The sequence below is a fragment of the Micromonospora sp. NPDC085948 genome, from assembly GCF_040686315.1.
GTDB lineage: Bacteria > Actinomycetota > Actinomycetes > Mycobacteriales > Micromonosporaceae > Micromonospora.
In genome coordinates, this window is sequence record NZ_JBFBJW010000003.1 from 1 (window position 1) to 15412 (window position 15412).

Below are 15412 nucleotides of genomic sequence, written 5' to 3' on the forward strand. Positions count from 1 at the left end.
TATAAATCATAATTGGCACTGGCTTTACAAGCACCCTGTTGAGTTCTCAAAGAACAACCACACACCGACCAGAAGCCCCACCTCAGTGGAACCCCAACCGGGGCTTTTCGTACCGTGTCCCTTAGCGCTTTCCAGCGCCAGGCACTTTTACTACGTTACCCGCTCGTTTCCGCCGTGTCAAACCGGTGTTTCGCGGTTCGTCGTGCTTCATTCGGTAATGCGGGCACCATGGCTCGACCGGCTTGCGCCGCTCTCGTCACGGATTCGGCAGGCCGGCCGCTGCGGTCTCCCGCAAGCTCGCCCGGTGCCCTGCCGGTTGGTAACCATACCCGGTCGGTTTCGCCGCACCAAATCCGCCTCGCGGCGTTTCTGGCGGCACCTCCCGGTCCGGGATCCGGTGGGCAAGCCCGCCGGCCCGAGGCCGTTTGTCCTGCGCTCCGGCCGTCTCAGGCTTTCGCCTGTTTCGTCCGTTCCGCGCTGGCAGAGAGAAAGCTACGCGTCCGGCGGGATGATCGTCAAATCCGCCGGACGCGTCCCCGGTCACATCGTCGACAGTCGACTATTCGCCCAGCTCAACGCCCGCGAACGAGCGCTTGCCGCGACGCAGCACCAGGTATCGCCCGTGCAGCAGATCGGTCGCCGACACCCCGGCGTCCACCTCGGTCACCCGATTGTTGTTGACGTAGGCGCCACCCTCGGCGATCACCCGACGGGCCTCCTTGAGCCCACTGACGAGCCCGGAGTCCCGCAACAGCCCGGCGACATCCGGCAACTCGCCGGAGAGACGCACCAGGCCGGCCTCGGTCAACGCCGCACGCAGCGTCTCCGGGGCCAGGTCGTCGAGCGACCCGCGGCCGAAGAGTGCCTGACTGGCGGCGACCGCCTGTCGGGTCTCCTCGGCGCCGTGCACCAGGGTGGTCAGCTCCTCGGCGAGCGCCCGCTGCGCCAGGCGCGCCGCCGGCCGCTCGGCCGTCGCCTTCGCCAGCTCCTCCAACTCGTCACGAGTACGGAAGCTGAAGTAGCGCAGGTACCGGTCGACCTCTCGGTCCTCGACGTTGAGCCAGAACTGGTAGAACGCGTAGGGGCTGGTCATCGCGGGGTCGAGCCAGACGGCGCCCCCCTCGCTCTTGCCGAACTTCGTACCGTCGGACTTGGTGACCAGCGGCGTGGTGAACGCCTGCACCGGCCCGGCGCCCCGCCGGCGGACGTAGTCGACGCCGGCGGTGATGTTGCCCCACTGGTCGGAGCCACCGAACTGAAGCTGACAGCCGTGCCGGCGGTGCAGCTCGAAGAAGTCGTTGCCCTGCAGCAGCTGGTAGCTGAACTCGGTGAAGCTGATGCCCGTCTCGAGTCGGGCCCGCACCACCTCCCGCGCGAGCATCTTGTTGACCGGGAAATGCTTGCCCACGTCGCGCAGGAACTCGACGATCGACATCTCGCCGGTCCAGTCCAGGTTGTTGACCAACTGCGCCGCGTTGTCCCCGGTGTACGACACGAAGGGCGCGAGCTGTTCGCGGATGCGCTCGACCCAGCCGGCGATCACCTCGGGCGGGTTGAGCGTCCGCTCGGCGCTCTCCTTCGGGTCACCGATCTGCCCGGTGGCCCCGCCGACCAGCAGCAACGGGCGGTGGCCGGCGAGTTGCAGCCGGCGGGCCATGAGGACCTGCATGAGGTTGCCGACGTGCAGGCTCGGCGCGGTGGGGTCGAAGCCCACGTAATAGGTGGCGGCCGTCCCCCCGTCGAGCAGCTCGCGCAGCTCGTCGAGGCCTGTCGAGTCCTGGATGAGGCCACGCCAGAGCAGGTCGTCGGTCAGGGAGTCCCGCCCGGAGGGCGGGGGGCTGCTGTCGGTCACGGTCACCGATTCTCCCCCATCGCCGGCACCGACCCGTACCGGGTTTGCCGCAACCCGCCCCGGTTAGGCTTGCGCCCCGTTGATCGAGGAGGGATTTGCCGTGGAGATGCCGGATCTGACGGGTGGTTTCGTCGCCCTGCTCGGCCTGACGTTCGAGGAGGCGTCCGCCGACCGGGTGGTCATCAGCTGGCAGGTCCGACCGGAGCTGCACCAGCCGTTCGGCATCCAGCACGGCGGGGTGTACTGCTCGGTGGTGGAGACCGCGGCCAGTGTGGGTGGCTCCCTCTGGCTGGCCGACCGGGGCACGGTGGTCGGCGTGTCGAACCAGACCGACTTCCTGCGGGCCGTCCGGGACGGGAAGCTGACCGCGGTCGGCACCCCCGTGCACCGGGGCCGCAGCCAGCAGCTCTGGCAGGTGGAGATCACCGACGCCGACGAGCGGTTGGTCGCCCGCGGTCAGGTGCGACTCCAGAACCTCTCGCGCGACTGAGCGGCGGCACCCGGACGGTTCAGCTGCGGGCCTCGTCCAGCACCGGCTCCGCCGCCTGGTCGGCGTCGGGGTCGGTGTCATCGGGTACCCGGCTGACCCGTACCTCGGTGATCGCCCGGTGGTCGATGCCGGCCACCACCAGCACCCAGCCGTCCAGGGTGACGTCCTCGCCGGCGACGGTGGGGATGTGCCCGAGGCGGGCCAGCACCAGCCCGGCGACCGTGGTGTAGTCGCCGTCCGGACGCGACGGCAGCTCGACGCCGATGTCCGGGAGGTCGTGCACCGGGAAGGTGCCGGGCAGCAGCAGCGCGCCGTCCGGGTCGCGCCGCACCGAGCGCACGTCCCGGTCGGTCTCGTCGTAGATCTCGCCGACGATCTCCTCCAGGATGTCCTCCAGCGTGACGATGCCGTCGACCGCGCCGCGCTCGTCCACGACGAGCGCGATGTGCTGGCGCTCGGCCTTGAACTGGCGCAACGCGTCCACCACCGGCAGCGAGTCGGGCAACAGCATCGGGGGGCGGGCGATCTCGTCGACCGGGCGGTCGTCGGGCACGCCCACCAGATCGCGCAGGTGGATCACGCCGGCCGTGTCGTCCAGGCCGCCGTGGCGCACGACCGGCGCGCGGGAGTGCCCGGTGGCGGCCAGCACGAGCCGCGCCGCCTCCGCGGTGGTCCCGCTGTCGAGCGTGAAGACCTGCAACCGGGGTACGAGGACAGCCCGCAACCGTCGGTCGGCGATCTCCACGGCGCCGGCGATGATGGTGCGTTGTTCCTTGGTGAAGCCGTGGTTGCCGGCGACGATGTCGCGCAGCTCGTTCGGGCCGATCTCCTCCGGCTGGTGTTTCGGGTTGAGCCCGACCAGGCGGACGACCACGTCGCTGGTGGCGCCGAGCGCCCAGACGGCCGGCCGGGTGAAGCTGGCGAGCAGATCGAGCGGGCGGGCCACCAGCAGTGCCCAGCGCTCGGCGGACTGCATGGCGATCCGCTTGGGGGCCAGCTCGCCGAAGACCAGGGTGACGAAGGTCAGCGCGAGGGTGACCACCACGATGGCCACCGTCTCGGCGGCGCTGCCGAACATTCCGAGCAGCGGGACGAGCGGCTTGGCCAGCGAGACCGCCGCGGCGGCGGAGGCCAGGAAGCCGGCGAGGGTGATGCCGATCTGGATGGTGGCCAGGAAGCGGTTCGGGTCCTTGGCGAGGCGGGCCAGCACCCGCCCGGCGCGACTGGTGCGCTCCAACCGCTGGATCTGACTGTCCCGCAGCGACACCAGCGCCATCTCGCTGCCGGCGAAGAGCGCGTTGATCACGACCAGGATTCCGACCAGGGCCAGTTGGCTCCCGTAGCTCTGCACGCCCGGTTCGCTCCCTCGTGGTGGTGGCACCGGCCGGTACGCGCGGTGCCCGCCGGTCGGCGAGCCCGCCCGGCGTAGGCGTGTGTTTGCCCCGTCCGGTGCCCGCCGAATCCTGCCCCGGTGAGGCTACGCCGGATCGGGCGTCGGTGACGCTACGCCGGATCGGGCGTCGGTGACGCTACGCCGGATCGGTCGCGGGTGACGCTACGCCGGGTCGGCGGCCGGGGTCGCCGGCAGGTCGAGGACGTACGAGTCGCCGTCCGGGCGGAAGCCGAGCCGGTGGTAGTACGGGGCGACCATCCGGGGCGGGCTGACCACCCGACGGAAGCCTCGTTCGGTGAACAGGTGGCTGCGTCGGTAGACGAACTCGCCCGGGGTGAAGTCCCGGAACCTGGGGGTCACGTAGTCCAGGTCGATCTGGGCGACGCCGTGCGCCTCGGCGTGCGACAGCACCACACCCACCACCTCGTCGGCGGTGACCACCAGGAAGGCGGATCGTCCCGACGCGTCCGGGTCCCAGTGGAAGTCGGGGTTGAACCGGGCGATGTCGCCGGCGTGCACCCGCAGCGTGTGCGCGAGGAACTGGTCGCCGACACCGACCTCCACCACCTGGTAGGTCTTCTCGTCGTGGCGGGTGGCGAGCATCCCGCGCAGGTACCAGATGTTGATCGCCGCGAGCACGACGTTGAGCCCGACGCCGGGCCAGACCTCGATCGCGGCGTTGTAGCCGATCAGCACGAAGCAGCCGACGAGGTTGAGCGCCCGCAACCGCAGGATGCGCGACTGCAGCAGCGACCAGACCAGCACCGCGGAGCCGGCCCAGCCGACCAGATCCAACCAGTTCACCCCGCGAGACTAGTGCCCGCCCAGGTCAGGGGCGTCGGCGGGCAGCTCCAACAGCCACTCCTCGACGTCTTCGCCGCGACCGTTGGCGTACCCCGAGTCCTCGCCGACCACCACGAAGCCGCACTTGCGCAGGACCGCGAGGGACGCGGCGTTGTCCTTGACGGCGCGGGCGTGCACCGGTCGGGGCACCTCGCGCAGCAGCGCGGTCAGGGCCGCGGTGGCGTGCCCCCGGCCCCAGCGGGCCGGGTCGATCCAGTAGCTGACCTCGGTCCTGCCCTCGGCGGGGAAGGCGCTCACGTAGCCGACCACCTCGCCGTCGACCTCGACGGTGCGGACCCGGTTCGCCGGGTTGGTGAGCACCCGGGCCCAGTGCTGGGCGAACTCCCGACGGTCGGACGGGTCCTTGGCGACGAAGGCCGCCATCCGGTTGGCCTCCGGGTCCTGCTGGAACAGGAAGAACTCGACGAGGTCGTCCTCCTGGACCGGGCGCAACCGCAGATCAGGGGTCATCGGACGAGGGTACGCAACGGCGAGCCCGCGCCGCGCGCTCAGTCGCTCACGGCGGCGACCGCCAGCACGGCGGCGAGCAGGGAGCTGCCCACCGACAGCAGGCGGCGCCACGGCACCCGCGCGTTGACCACCGGCAGGGCGGACCACCGGGTCACGGCCAGTGCGGCCCCCGCCGCGGACAAGCCGGCGCCGAGCGGCCAGAGCCAGACCGGCACCACCGACCAGTCGCCCATCCGGTGCGCCAGCCCGAGATAGGCGAACGCCCACACCACCGCCGCCACCAGGGTCACCCGGTCCAGTTCGCGGCGGCGGGCGGTGCCGAGCAGGGACAGGCCGCCGAGGAAGCTGAGCGCCACCGCGAGACCGGCGCCGATCCAGACCGGAGCCGCCGGTGCCGCCCCTCCAGCCTCCTTCTCCGGTACGCCGAGCAGTCGCAGCCCGATCGGCTCGACGCCCTTGTCGGTGTTGCCGAGGACCACCACCGCCCGGCCGGTGGCCCGTTCGAGGCCAATGTAGGACCGGAACCCGCCGGTCGCGCCGTTGTGCCAAACCACCTCGTGGTCGCCGTGCCGGGTGGTGAACCAGCCGTACCCGACGTGGGTGTTCTCGTCCTCGCGGAAGCGGGCGGTGGTGGCGTCGGTGCCGGGCGCGGTGCCGGCGAGGGTCGCGGCGGCCAGCCGGCCCAGATCTTCGGCGGTGGACCAGGGGCCGACGCCGGCCGGGGCGTAGCCCACTCCGGACCAGGGGTCGAGTGCCCGGCCGGCGGCCCGGCCGCCGTGGGCGCGGCCGGCCGGCAGGTCGTCGGCGTGGGTGGCGATCACCGTGGCGTTCATGCCGAGCGGTCGGAGCAGCCGGGACCGCAGCAGATCGGCGTACGCGACGCCGGCCTTCGCGGCGAGCGCGTGACCGAGCACGGACGGCCCGACGTTGGAGTAGTGGACGTCGCCGCGCTCGTCGTCGTCGGGGGTGACCCGGTCGGCGGCGCTCCGGATGGCGTCGACGTCCTGCCCGGCGTACGGGTTGCCACCGGACACGTTGGACCAGAGGATGCGAGCCCAGCCCAGGATGCCGCCGGGGGCGAGGCGGGGCAGGCCGGCGCGGTGGCTGGCCAACTCGGCGAGCGTCACCTCGCGGGCGGGGCCGGCGACGGTGGGCCAGGTGGCGCCGAGGGGGTCGTCGGGGCGGACGACCCCGGCGGCGACCTGGTCGGCCAGGAGCATGCCGGTGAGCACCTTGGTGACCGAGCCGATCTCGAACGAGGTGCCGGGCTCGACCGGCCGGCCGGTCGGGTCCCGGTCGCCCAGGCCGGCGGTACGGATGCGACCGTTCTCGACCAGGGCGACGGCGAGCCCGCGGTGCCCCGACGGGTCGCGCACGGCGGACCGTGCGGCGGCGGCCAGATCGGCGTCCCCGGTGGCCTGTGCGCTGAGGCGGGCCACCCGGGGCATCAGCGCGATCCCGGCGACGCCGGCGACCAGTGCCGCGGCGAGGGTGATCGCGGTCGTCCTGCGCATGGTGCTTCTCCCTGCTGTTCGGGCGGTCGGTGCGGTGGGGGCGGTTCAGCGACCGGCGGCGGTGAGGATGGTGAGCAGCGGCACCACGCGTTCGGCGGGGACGGACCACCGCCCTCGGCCGACGCTGCGCAGCCAACCGGCGGCGGTGATCTGGCGCAGGTGGTGGTGGAGCTGGCCGGTCGTGCCCAGTTCCTCGATCTCGGCCAGCTCGCTGGTGCTCTGGCGACCGTCGAGGATCTCGCGCAGCAGCCGCAGCCGCACCGGGTGGGCCAGCGCGGAGAGCGTGGCGGACAGCTCGGTCCAGTCGGCGGCGAGCACGTCGTCGACGGTGCGGCCGTACTGCCAGTCGTAGTGCTGGCCGGCGACGCGGACGGTGCCGGTGTAGAGGACCGCGCCGGTGCCGTCGGGCGGCAGGCGCTGCTTGAGGCCGTCGAGGGCCCAGAAGGCGCCTTCGGACGCGGCCGGTGCCGTCGATGCCGGCGTCAGTCGTTCACTCAGGGCGGTGATCTGCGCTTCCAGGGCGGCCAGCCGCTCTTCCACTGTGCTCATGTGGAGATAGTACGTACTAACGTACTTCCGAGCAAACTCTGTCTCCGGCGTCGGCGATCCGTGGCGAGCGCGCCGCCACCGAGGCAGGAAGATGAAGGGGGCAACCGACCGACCCAGGGAGCGCCGATGAACCGACCCGTCGTGGTGGGCGTGGACGGATCGTCGTCCAGCCTGGTCGCCGCGGAGCACGCGGCCCGCGCCGCACTGCTCCGGTCCCGGCCGCTGCTCCTGCTGCACGGATACCTGCACCCATTCGGCTACGGCATCCCGCTCAACCCGTACGACATCGGGATGCCGGTGCCGTCCGAGGAGGCGCAGCGGATGTTGGAGACCACGGCGGCCGACCTGACCGACCGCTGGCCCGGCCTGGTCGTCGAGGTGCGCCAGGTAGCCGGCGGCCCCGGCATCACGCTGATCGAGGAGTCCCGCCAGGCCGAGTTGGTCGTGGTGGGCAGTCGAGGGCTCGGCGGGTTCGCCGGGCTGCTGCTCGGCTCGGTCGGCACGCAGGTGGCCGCGCACGCGCACTGCCCGGTGCTGGTGGTCCGCCCGGACGAGCAGCCGATCCCGGTGGACGGGCCGGTGCTGGTCGGGGTCGACGGCTCCGAGTCGTCCCGGCTGGCGACGGGCTACGGCGCCGACGAGGCAGCGCGGCGGGAGGTGCCGCTGGTGCTGGTGCACGTCGGCCCGGCGGCCGGGGACCGGGCGGTGCCGGAGGAGATCGAGGAGTCGCAGGCCGTGTACCAGGCCGAGGCGGTGCGGCTACTGGCCGACGCGTCCGCCGCGGTACGCGCCGCGCACCCCGACCTGGTGGTGCGGGAGCATCCGGTCCGGGCGGCCGGCCCGGTCCAGGGGCTCATCGATGCCAGCGGCACGGCGTCGCTGCTGGTCGTGGGCACCCGGGGCCGGGCCGGATTCGCGGGCCTGTTGCTCGGGTCGGTCAGTCAGGCGGTGATCCAGCACGCGCACTGCCCGGTGCTGGTCGCCCACCCGGTCAGCTGACCGGCGCGTCGTCGGATCGGCCGAGCATCTGCAGGAAGTCGGTGGTGAGGGCGAACGGGTCGGCGGGGCCGCTGGTCGGCGGCCGGCGCTCGATCTGGTCGGCCAGTTCACCGGCGGCGCGCCGGATCCGACCGCGCAGAGCGCCGTCCGCGGTGCCGTCGGACCAGTCCTCCGGTGCGGCGAAGACCGCGGTCGGGACGACCACCGACCGGAGGTAGGCGAACATCGGGCGGACGGCGTGCTCCAGAGCCAGGGAGTGCCGGGCGGTGCCGCCGGTGGCGCCGATCAGCACCGGCCGGTCGACGAGCGACTCGGAATCCAACACGTCGAAGAACGACTTGAACAGCCCGTTGTACGAGGCGCTGAAGATTGGGGTGACGGCGATGAGCCCGTCCGCCCCGGTCACCGTGTCGATGACGTCGCGCAGCGCGGTCGGCGGGAACCCGGTGAGCATGTTGTTGACCACGTCGTGGGCGTACTCCCGCAGGTCGACCACGTGCAGCTCCACCTCGGCGCCGCGCCGGACCAACTCGTCGCGGGTCGCCGCGGCGAGCTGGTCGGCGAGCAGCCGGGTCGACGAGGGCTGACTCAGCCCCGCCGAGACCACGGCCAGGGTGCGGTGGGTCATCGGGTCGCCCCCTCCGGTGCCTTGCCCGTGACGTCGTCGACGGCGTGCACGGTGCTGTCCTTGCCGCCGCCCGCGGCGGCGACCAGCGAGGCGTGCGTCGGCGCCGCCGGCACGTGCGCGGGACGCAGCGCCTCGAACTCCTTGCGCAGCACCGGCACCACCTCCTCACCCAGCAGGTCGAGCTGCTCCAGCACGGTCTTCAGCGGCAACCCCGCGTGGTCCACCAGGAACAGCTGCCGCTGGTAGTCACCGACGTACTCCCGGAAGCCCAACGTGCGGTCGATGACCTGCTGCGGGCTGCCCACGGTCAGCGGCGTCTCCCGGGTGAACTCCTCCAACGACGGCCCGTGCCCGTAGACCGGGGCGTTGTCGAAGTACGGCCGGAACTCGCGGACCGCGTCCTGCGAGTTGCGGCGCATGAACACCTGGCCACCGAGGCCGACGATCGCCTGGTCGGCGCTGCCGTGGCCGTAGTGCGCGTACCGCTGGCGGTAGAGCGCGACCATCCGCTGGGTGTGCTCCTTGGGCCAGAAGATGTGGTTGGCGAAGAAGCCGTCGCCGTAGTACGCGGCCTGCTCGGCGATCTCCGGGCTGCGGATCGAGCCGTGCCAGACGAACGGGGGCACGCCGTCGAGCGGGCGCGGCGTCGAGGTGAACGACTGCAACGGGGTGCGGTACTTGCCCTTCCAGTCGACCACGTCCTCGCGCCACAGCCGGTGCAGCAGGTCGTAGTTCTCGATGGCGAGGGGGATGCCGGCGCGGATGTCCTTGCCGAACCACGGGTAGACCGGGCCGGTGTTGCCGCGGCCCATCATCAGGTCCACCCGGCCGTCGGAGAGGTGCTGAAGCATCGCGTAGTCCTCGGCGATCTTCACCGGGTCGTTGGTGGTGATCAGCGTGGTGGCGGTGGACAGCAGCAGCCGCTCGGTGCGCGCCGCGATGTGGCCGAGCATGGTGGTCGGCGACGAGGGCACGAACGGCGGGTTGTGGTGCTCGCCCGCGGCGAAGACGTCCAGACCGACCTCTTCGGCCTTGAGCGCGATGGCGACCATGGCCTTGATCCGCTCATGCTCGGTCGGCTCCCGACCGGTGGTCGGGTCGACCGTGACGTCGCCGACGGTGAAGACTCCGAACTGCATGACCAGCTCCTCGCGTGTCAACCGGGTGCCGTCGTGGTACCCGGACGCAGCTCACAACTTATTTGACGACGCAACTATTCCGTGGCCGGCCCATCTCGCAGTGGCGCCGGTCACGCCCGATAACGGACACACCCCGCGTTGGCGGCGCCTATCACCAGCTCAGCCGCCGGCCACCGACGGGAGCACCTGCACCTCGGCGCCCTCGCCGACGGGCGTGGCCAGCCCACCCGAGTGCCGGCAATCCGCACCGTCGACATAGACGTTGACGTAGCGGCGCAGCTCGCCACGCTCGTCGCGGATCCGCCGGGCCAGCCGCGGATGCGCGACGGCCAACTCGTCGAGGACCGCCCGCAGCGTCCCGGTGGCGCCGACGCTCAGCCGACTGGCCCCGCCGGCCTCGCCCCGCAGCGGTCCGGGCAGCAGCACGGTGACCACGCTCAGACCCCCGCGGCCCGGACGCAGAGCACGTCCGGCAGGTGTGCCGCCACCAGGGACCAGGAGTCGCCCTCGTCGCGGCTGGCGTAGACCGAGCCGGAGCGGGTGCCGAAGTAGACCCCACCGGGAGCGGCGCCGTCGGCGCACATCGCGTCGCGCAGCACCGCCGGGTAGAACGGCCCCTCGGGCAACCCCACCGACAGCGGCTCCCACTTGCCGCCGGCGTCGGCGGAGCGGAACACCCGGCAGCGGTGGTCGGCCGGGAACCGCTCGCTGTCGGCCACCAACGGGAAGGTCCACACCATGCCGCCCCGCCCGGGGTGGGCCACCATCGGGAAGCCGAAGTCGCTGGGCAGCCCGTCGGCGATCGAGGACCAGGTGCGGCCGTCGTCGTCGGAACGGTAGACGCCGTGGTGGTTCTGCGCGTACAGCCGCTCGGGATCGGCCCCGTCCCGAGCGACCTTGTGCACGCACTGGCCGAACTCCGGCCACTCGTCGGGCATGAAGTAGGCGCGGATGCCGGTGTTGCCCGGCGCCCAACTCGCCCCGGCGTCCTCCGAGCGGTAGACGCCACCCGTGGACATCGCGACCAGCAGCCGGGCCGGGTCCCGCGGATGCGGCAGCACGGTGTGCACGGCCTGGCCGCCGAAGCCGGCGTCCCACTGCGGGCGGTGCGGGTGGTCCCAGAGGGAACGGACCAGCTCGAAGCTGCGGCCACCGTCGGCGGACCTGAACAGCGCCGACGGCTCGGTGCCGGCCCAGACCACGTCCGGCTGGTCGGGGCCGGCCGGCACCAACTGCCAGACCCGCCCGAGGGAGACGCCGGTGTCGGCCGGGAACGCGACCGGCGCCTCGTCCGGCTCGTCCCAGGAGGCGCCGAGGTCGTCGCTGGTGGCGACGCTGGGACCGAAGTGTGAGCTGGTCATCCCGACGAGCAGCCGCGGGGTGGACCGCCGGGTGTCGACCGCGACCGCGTAGACCCCGGTCATCGGAAAGTGCGGGCCGGTGATCTCCCAACCGCGCCGGTCATCGTCGCTGGTGGCGAGAAACAACCCCTTGGCCGTGCCGATCGCGAGCAACGTCGCCATGATGTCCTCCGAACCGTCAATGAGCAGTTCGGTGATTATGGCCACACCCTCCGACACGTTCGCCGGACACACGCCCGCGGGATCAGCGCCGGGTGCGGGGCACGTGCCGGCGATACGCGCTGACCGTCGGATCGCCGTCGAGCCAGAACCGCCACGGCAGGTCGTGCGCGCCGGTCACCCCGACGCGCGGGCCGGCGACCACCGTCTCCGGCGGCACCGGCCGCGTCGGTGGGCGCAACCGGACCGGCCCGTCGCTAAGCAGGTACGCCCCGTACGCCTCGCGGTCGATGCCGAGCGCGGCACAGAGCCGGGCCGGCCCACGGGCCAGGTCCACGTCCCGGCGTACGGCCGGCCGACGGTCCCGAGCCTCGGTCAGGCCGTCGACGACCTGCCCGGCGCGCAGCAGGACCGCGGAAGCCTCCCCCTCGACACCTGTCACCACGTTCATGCACCAGTGCATCCCGTAGGTGAAGTAGACGTACGCGTGCCCGGCCGGCCCGAACATCACCGCGTTGCGGGGGGTGCGGCCCCGGTGCGCGTGCGAGGCCTGATCCCCGGCCATACCGGCGTACGCCTCGACCTCGGTGATCCGGACGGTGACGCCGCCCGCGTGCAGCTCGCAGCCCAGCAGCCCACGCGCGGCCGGCAGCAGCGGGCCGGCGAGCAGGTCGGCCAGCGTCGCCAGGCCGGCGTCGGCGGAGCGGTCGTCCGACACGAGATCCATGGCTCCGACGGTACCCAGCATTCCGCCTGACCATCCCGCCGCCGGGTCCGGCCGGGCACCCGGAAGCCCTCCGGTGTTCATTCGTTCGTCATCCACCCGCGGAAACCCGCCCCGCGACCGGCGGGTGTAACGAGTGTCGTCGCAGGGCGCGACGGCGCATCCGGAGAGGAACCACCATGAACGTACGCAGAATCCGTCGACCTCTCATCGCCATCGTCCTGGCCGCGGCAGGCGCCACGCTTGCCCTCGCCCCGTCGGCCAGTGCCAACGCCCCGCTGCGGGCGGGTGCCGCGGTCGACGGCGCCCCGCTGACCGCGGTCGCGCTCAGCGGCACCGGCAAGATCGACGCCAGCGGCGCGGCGGTCTTCGTCCCGATCACCCTGACCTGCTCGCAGCGCACCTCGGTCGACCTGACCGTCAAGGTCGCCCAGGCGATCGGGGACACGATGCGGACCGGCACGACCAGTCGGAAGGTGGTCTGCGACGCGACCACGCAGAAGGTCCGGATCGCCGTGACCGCGACGGAGCGCCCGTTCGCCCCCGGCGTGGCGTTCGGCGTGGTGACCGGCAACTCCTGCGACGCACTGTGCAACTCCCTCACCGACGAACACCGCTTCGAGCTGTCGCTCTGAGCCGCGGCGGGGCGGCGCGGCAAGACCGCGCCGCCCCGCTTCAATAGTTTGTTGACAATCGTTCGTTGATAGACTGGGATCGGGGCATGACGACGGACGAGCTGTTCACCGCGCCGGACCCGTCCCGCGCCCGCGCCCACCGCACCCACGAGGCCCTGCAACGCATCAGCGAGCGGCACGCCGGGACCGACACCCAGCGCGGGCGCTGGGCCCACCCGTACGTGCTCGACCCGTGGGAGGCGGTCGCCCTGGTCACCGCACTGGCCGCCGGCGGAGCCGAGCGGGCACCGGCCGAGGAGCCGATCGACGCCGCCGACCTCACCGCCGCGCTGACCCTGCTGCCGCACGTCCGCGCCGAGCTGGACGCCCTGGAAGCCGGACTGTTGACGCTGGCCCGCGACCGGGGGCTGACCTGGCAGGCGATCGCGTACGGGCTGGGCCTGGGCAGCGCGCAGGCGGCCCGGCAGCGCTACGAGCGGGTCGCCGCCCGCTCAGCCGAGCAGAGCGCCTGACGGCCGCGCCCGTCCGTGTTCGACCGCGCCAAGATCGCGCTGGTCCGTGTCAAGATCGCGCTCGAACACGGAAGTAGTGGCCTCGACCGCGGCGGAGGCCACTAGATCCTGGATCGAGCACGATCTTGCGGGACGGGACGGGGCGGGACGGGACGGGGCGGGACGGGGCGGGACGGACCCAGAGCGGGCCGGGCCGGGCGGGATCGGCACGGCGCGCGTGCGACGGCGATTGGGCGGGCACACTGTGCGCACGACGAGGAGGCACCCATGGAGCGCGCGGAGATGCTGACGTACTGCCTGGCCAAGCCGGGAGCGTGGCTGGACCGGCCGTGGGAGGGCGACGAGGTGGTGAAGGTGGGCAGCCGGATCTTCGCGTTCCTCGGCAGCGGCGCGGGAAAGCCGACGGTCGGCATCAAGTGCGGGCAGACCCGGGAGATGGCCGACGAGTGGCTGCACCGGCACCCCGACGACGCCAAGGTGATGGCCTACATCGGCCGGTCCGGGTGGAACACGCTGCGCCTGGACGGCGGGATCGACGACGAGGAGTTGACCGAGGCGGTCGACGCGTCGTACGACATGGTGGTGGCGAAGCTCCCGAAGCGGGAGCGCCCGACGGCCTGAACCGCCGCGGCGCCGGCGGCCAGCGCCGACGCCACGGCACGGCTCAGCGCGGGACGACCCGCTCGGCGGCCCACTCCCGCCAGGTGGTCAGCCGGTCCGCCGCGGTGGCGAGCTGGTCGGCCACCGGACCGGGGCCGGTGGAGCCGGGGGTGGTGCGGGCGGCGAGGGCCGAACGGACCGAGAGCACGTCGCGCACCGACGGGTCGAGGTGCTCGCTGATCGCGGTCAGGTCGTCGTCGGAGACGTCGTTGAGCTCGCACTCCCGGGCCGCGCAGAGCGCCACCAGCCGACCGGTGATCTCGTGCGCGTCGCGGAACGGCACGTTGCGCCGGACCAGCCAGTCGGCGACCTCGGTGGCCAGGGAGAAGCCGACCGGGGCGGCGGCGACGAGACGGTCCACCCGGACCGTCATCGTGGAGATCATTCCCGCCAGGGCCGGGAGCAGCAGCTCCAGGGTGTCGACGGCGTCGAACGCCGGCTCCTTGTCCTCCTGCATGTCCCGGTCGTAGGTCATCGGCAGGCCCTTGAGCATGGTGAGCACGGTCACCAGGCCGCCGACCAACCGGCCGGACTTGCCGCGGGCCAGCTCGGCGATGTCCGCGTTCTTCTTCTGCGGCATGATCGACGACCCGGTCGCGAACGAGTCGTCCAGCTCCACCCACCCGAACTCGTGCGAGGTCCAGAGCACGACCTCCTCGCCGAGCCGGGACAGGTGCACGCCGATCAGGGCGGTGGTGAAGAGGAACTCGGCGACGAAGTCCCGGTCGGCGACCGCGTCCATGGAGTTGGCGAACGACGTCCGGAAGCCCAACTCCTTGGCCACGGCCACCGGGTCCAGCGGAAGCCCCGAACCAGCGAGGGCGCCCGCGCCCAGTGGGCTGACCGCCGCCCGGTGGTCCCAGTCGCGCAGCCGCTCCAGGTCCCGCAGCAGCGGCTGCACGTGGGCGAGCAGCCAGTGCCCGAACGTGACCGGCTGGGCGTGCTGGAGGTGCGTCATGCCGGGTGCGGCCGTGTCGATGTGCCGCTCGGCCTGCTCCACCAGCGCCTCGGCCAGCTCGACGAGCCGGCTGGCCACGCCCCGGGCGTGGTCGCGCAGGTAGAGCCGCAGGTCGGTGGCGACCTGGTCGTTGCGGGACCGGCCGGCGCGCAGCTTGCCACCGAGGCTGCCGAGGCGCTCCAGCAGACCGCGCTCCAGCGCGGTGTGCACGTCCTCGTCCTCGATGGTCGGGCGGAACGCCCCGGAGGCGCAGGCGGCCTCCAGGTCGTCCAACGCGGCCAGCATGCGGCCCAGCTCCTCCGGGTCGAGCAGGCCGGCGCCGGCCAGGACCCGGGCGTGCGCCCGGGAACCGGCGATGTCGTACGGGGCCAGGCGCCAGTCGAACTGCACGCTCACCGACAGTCGGGCCAGCGCCTCGGCGGGGCCACCCGCGAAACGACCACCCCACAGGCTCGTCCGGTTGGTGGCTGCGCTGTTCTCGGTCAGGCTCTTGTCGTCCACGTCGCCCATCATTGCTCTGCTCGT

The 15412-nt window shown here is 72.5% G+C and carries 17 protein-coding genes; 5 read left to right on the forward strand and 12 right to left on the reverse strand.

Annotated features, from left to right (window positions below; genetic code table 11):
• Window positions 1-559: 559 nt before the first annotated feature.
• Window positions 560-1852, reverse strand: coding sequence for a tyrosine--tRNA ligase (gene tyrS, locus AB0O48_RS09650; protein WP_357254947.1), 1293 nt, complete (start codon window positions 1850-1852; stop codon window positions 560-562).
• Between the two features lie 106 nt (window positions 1853-1958).
• Here tyrS and AB0O48_RS09655 point away from each other — a divergent pair, with 106 nt between their 5' ends.
• On the forward strand, window positions 1959-2342 hold the full coding sequence (locus AB0O48_RS09655) for a PaaI family thioesterase (RefSeq protein WP_357254945.1): 384 nt from the start codon (window positions 1959-1961) through the stop codon (window positions 2340-2342).
• Window positions 2343-2361: 19 nt separating this feature from the next.
• On the opposite strand, the gene AB0O48_RS09660 is transcribed toward AB0O48_RS09655, so the two are convergent.
• The 5 genes from AB0O48_RS09660 to AB0O48_RS09680 all read right to left on the reverse strand — a co-directional run bounded on the left by AB0O48_RS09660 (window position 2362) and on the right by AB0O48_RS09680 (window position 7112).
• Window positions 2362-3693: a hemolysin family protein gene (locus AB0O48_RS09660; protein ID WP_365064450.1), complete on the reverse strand. Its 1332-nt coding sequence runs from the start codon at window positions 3691-3693 to the stop codon at window positions 2362-2364.
• A gap of 204 nt (window positions 3694-3897) precedes the next feature.
• Window positions 3898-4539 carry a hypothetical protein gene (locus AB0O48_RS09665; RefSeq protein WP_357254928.1) on the reverse strand — a complete coding sequence of 214 codons (642 nt, stop codon included), beginning with the start codon at window positions 4537-4539 and terminating at the stop codon, window positions 3898-3900.
• 9 nt (window positions 4540-4548) lie between these two features.
• Window positions 4549-5049, reverse strand: coding sequence for a GNAT family N-acetyltransferase (locus AB0O48_RS09670; RefSeq protein ID WP_357254927.1), 501 nt, complete (start codon window positions 5047-5049; stop codon window positions 4549-4551).
• A gap of 38 nt (window positions 5050-5087) precedes the next feature.
• Window positions 5088-6563: a serine hydrolase domain-containing protein gene (locus AB0O48_RS09675; RefSeq protein ID WP_357569814.1), complete on the reverse strand. Its 1476-nt coding sequence runs from the start codon at window positions 6561-6563 to the stop codon at window positions 5088-5090.
• A 45-nt stretch (window positions 6564-6608) separates the two neighbouring features.
• Window positions 6609-7112 (reverse strand): winged helix-turn-helix domain-containing protein, encoded by a 504-nt coding sequence (locus AB0O48_RS09680; RefSeq protein WP_357569815.1) that lies wholly within the window; start codon window positions 7110-7112, stop codon window positions 6609-6611.
• Window positions 7113-7238: 126 nt separating this feature from the next.
• Here AB0O48_RS09680 and AB0O48_RS09685 point away from each other — a divergent pair, with 126 nt between their 5' ends.
• A complete protein-coding gene (locus AB0O48_RS09685) occupies window positions 7239-8111 on the forward strand; it encodes a universal stress protein (protein ID WP_357254922.1) in 873 nt (290 codons plus the stop codon).
• On the opposite strand, the gene AB0O48_RS09690 is transcribed toward AB0O48_RS09685, so the two are convergent.
• The 5 genes from AB0O48_RS09690 to AB0O48_RS09710 form a co-directional block, all read right to left on the reverse strand.
• Window positions 8104-8739: an FMN reductase gene (locus AB0O48_RS09690; protein WP_357254920.1), complete on the reverse strand. Its 636-nt coding sequence runs from the start codon at window positions 8737-8739 to the stop codon at window positions 8104-8106. The two genes, AB0O48_RS09685 and AB0O48_RS09690, sit on opposite strands and share 8 nt — an antisense overlap.
• A complete protein-coding gene (locus AB0O48_RS09695; RefSeq protein ID WP_357254918.1) occupies window positions 8736-9878 on the reverse strand; it encodes an LLM class flavin-dependent oxidoreductase in 1143 nt (380 codons plus the stop codon). Before AB0O48_RS09695 ends, AB0O48_RS09690 begins: the two co-directional genes overlap by 4 nt.
• Before the next feature lie 159 nt (window positions 9879-10037).
• Window positions 10038-10313 (reverse strand): ubiquitin-like small modifier protein 1, encoded by a 276-nt coding sequence (locus AB0O48_RS09700; RefSeq protein WP_357254916.1) that lies wholly within the window; start codon window positions 10311-10313, stop codon window positions 10038-10040.
• 2 nt (window positions 10314-10315) lie between these two features.
• Window positions 10316-11446, reverse strand: a complete 1131-nt coding sequence (locus AB0O48_RS09705) for an exo-alpha-sialidase (protein WP_357254914.1) — start codon at window positions 11444-11446, stop codon at window positions 10316-10318.
• A 37-nt stretch (window positions 11447-11483) separates the two neighbouring features.
• Window positions 11484-12125 carry a DNA-3-methyladenine glycosylase gene (locus AB0O48_RS09710; RefSeq protein WP_357254912.1) on the reverse strand — a complete coding sequence of 214 codons (642 nt, stop codon included), beginning with the start codon at window positions 12123-12125 and terminating at the stop codon, window positions 11484-11486.
• A gap of 176 nt (window positions 12126-12301) precedes the next feature.
• Between AB0O48_RS09710 and AB0O48_RS09715 the strand changes: the two genes are divergently transcribed.
• From AB0O48_RS09715 to AB0O48_RS09725, 3 genes are all read left to right on the forward strand, one after another.
• Complete coding sequence (locus tag AB0O48_RS09715; RefSeq protein ID WP_357254910.1) at window positions 12302-12757, forward strand: hypothetical protein; 456 nt, start codon at window positions 12302-12304, stop codon at window positions 12755-12757.
• Window positions 12758-12843: 86 nt separating this feature from the next.
• On the forward strand, window positions 12844-13269 hold the full coding sequence (locus AB0O48_RS09720; RefSeq protein ID WP_357254909.1) for a DNA-binding protein: 426 nt from the start codon (window positions 12844-12846) through the stop codon (window positions 13267-13269).
• 267 nt (window positions 13270-13536) lie between these two features.
• Window positions 13537-13890, forward strand: a complete 354-nt coding sequence (locus tag AB0O48_RS09725) for an MmcQ/YjbR family DNA-binding protein (RefSeq protein ID WP_357254905.1) — start codon at window positions 13537-13539, stop codon at window positions 13888-13890.
• A gap of 43 nt (window positions 13891-13933) precedes the next feature.
• Here AB0O48_RS09725 and argH read toward each other — a convergent pair whose 3' ends face one another.
• A complete protein-coding gene (gene argH / locus AB0O48_RS09730; protein ID WP_357254943.1) occupies window positions 13934-15397 on the reverse strand; it encodes an argininosuccinate lyase in 1464 nt (487 codons plus the stop codon).
• Between the last annotated feature and the right edge of the window lie 15 nt (window positions 15398-15412).

Excerpts from the sequence above, each read along its gene's own strand:
- AB0O48_RS09695 (WP_357254918.1), bottom strand. The coding sequence starts at position 9,878 with ATGCAGTTCGGAGTCTTCACCGTCGGCGACGTCACGGTCGACCCGACC.
- AB0O48_RS09675 (WP_357569814.1), bottom strand. The coding sequence starts at position 6,563 with ATGCGCAGGACGACCGCGATCACCCTCGCCGCGGCACTGGTCGCCGGC.
- AB0O48_RS09715 (WP_357254910.1), top strand. The coding sequence starts at position 12,302 with ATGAACGTACGCAGAATCCGTCGACCTCTCATCGCCATCGTCCTGGCC.
- AB0O48_RS09690 (WP_357254920.1), bottom strand. The coding sequence starts at position 8,739 with ATGACCCACCGCACCCTGGCCGTGGTCTCGGCGGGGCTGAGTCAGCCC.
- AB0O48_RS09680 (WP_357569815.1), bottom strand. The coding sequence starts at position 7,112 with ATGAGCACAGTGGAAGAGCGGCTGGCCGCCCTGGAAGCGCAGATCACC.
- argH (WP_357254943.1), bottom strand. The coding sequence starts at position 15,397 with ATGGGCGACGTGGACGACAAGAGCCTGACCGAGAACAGCGCAGCCACC.
- AB0O48_RS09725 (WP_357254905.1), top strand. The coding sequence starts at position 13,537 with ATGGAGCGCGCGGAGATGCTGACGTACTGCCTGGCCAAGCCGGGAGCG.
- AB0O48_RS09685 (WP_357254922.1), top strand. The coding sequence starts at position 7,239 with ATGAACCGACCCGTCGTGGTGGGCGTGGACGGATCGTCGTCCAGCCTG.
- AB0O48_RS09670 (WP_357254927.1), bottom strand. The coding sequence starts at position 5,049 with ATGACCCCTGATCTGCGGTTGCGCCCGGTCCAGGAGGACGACCTCGTC.
- AB0O48_RS09720 (WP_357254909.1), top strand. The coding sequence starts at position 12,844 with ATGACGACGGACGAGCTGTTCACCGCGCCGGACCCGTCCCGCGCCCGC.
- AB0O48_RS09710 (WP_357254912.1), bottom strand. The coding sequence starts at position 12,125 with ATGGATCTCGTGTCGGACGACCGCTCCGCCGACGCCGGCCTGGCGACG.
- AB0O48_RS09655 (WP_357254945.1), top strand. The coding sequence starts at position 1,959 with ATGCCGGATCTGACGGGTGGTTTCGTCGCCCTGCTCGGCCTGACGTTC.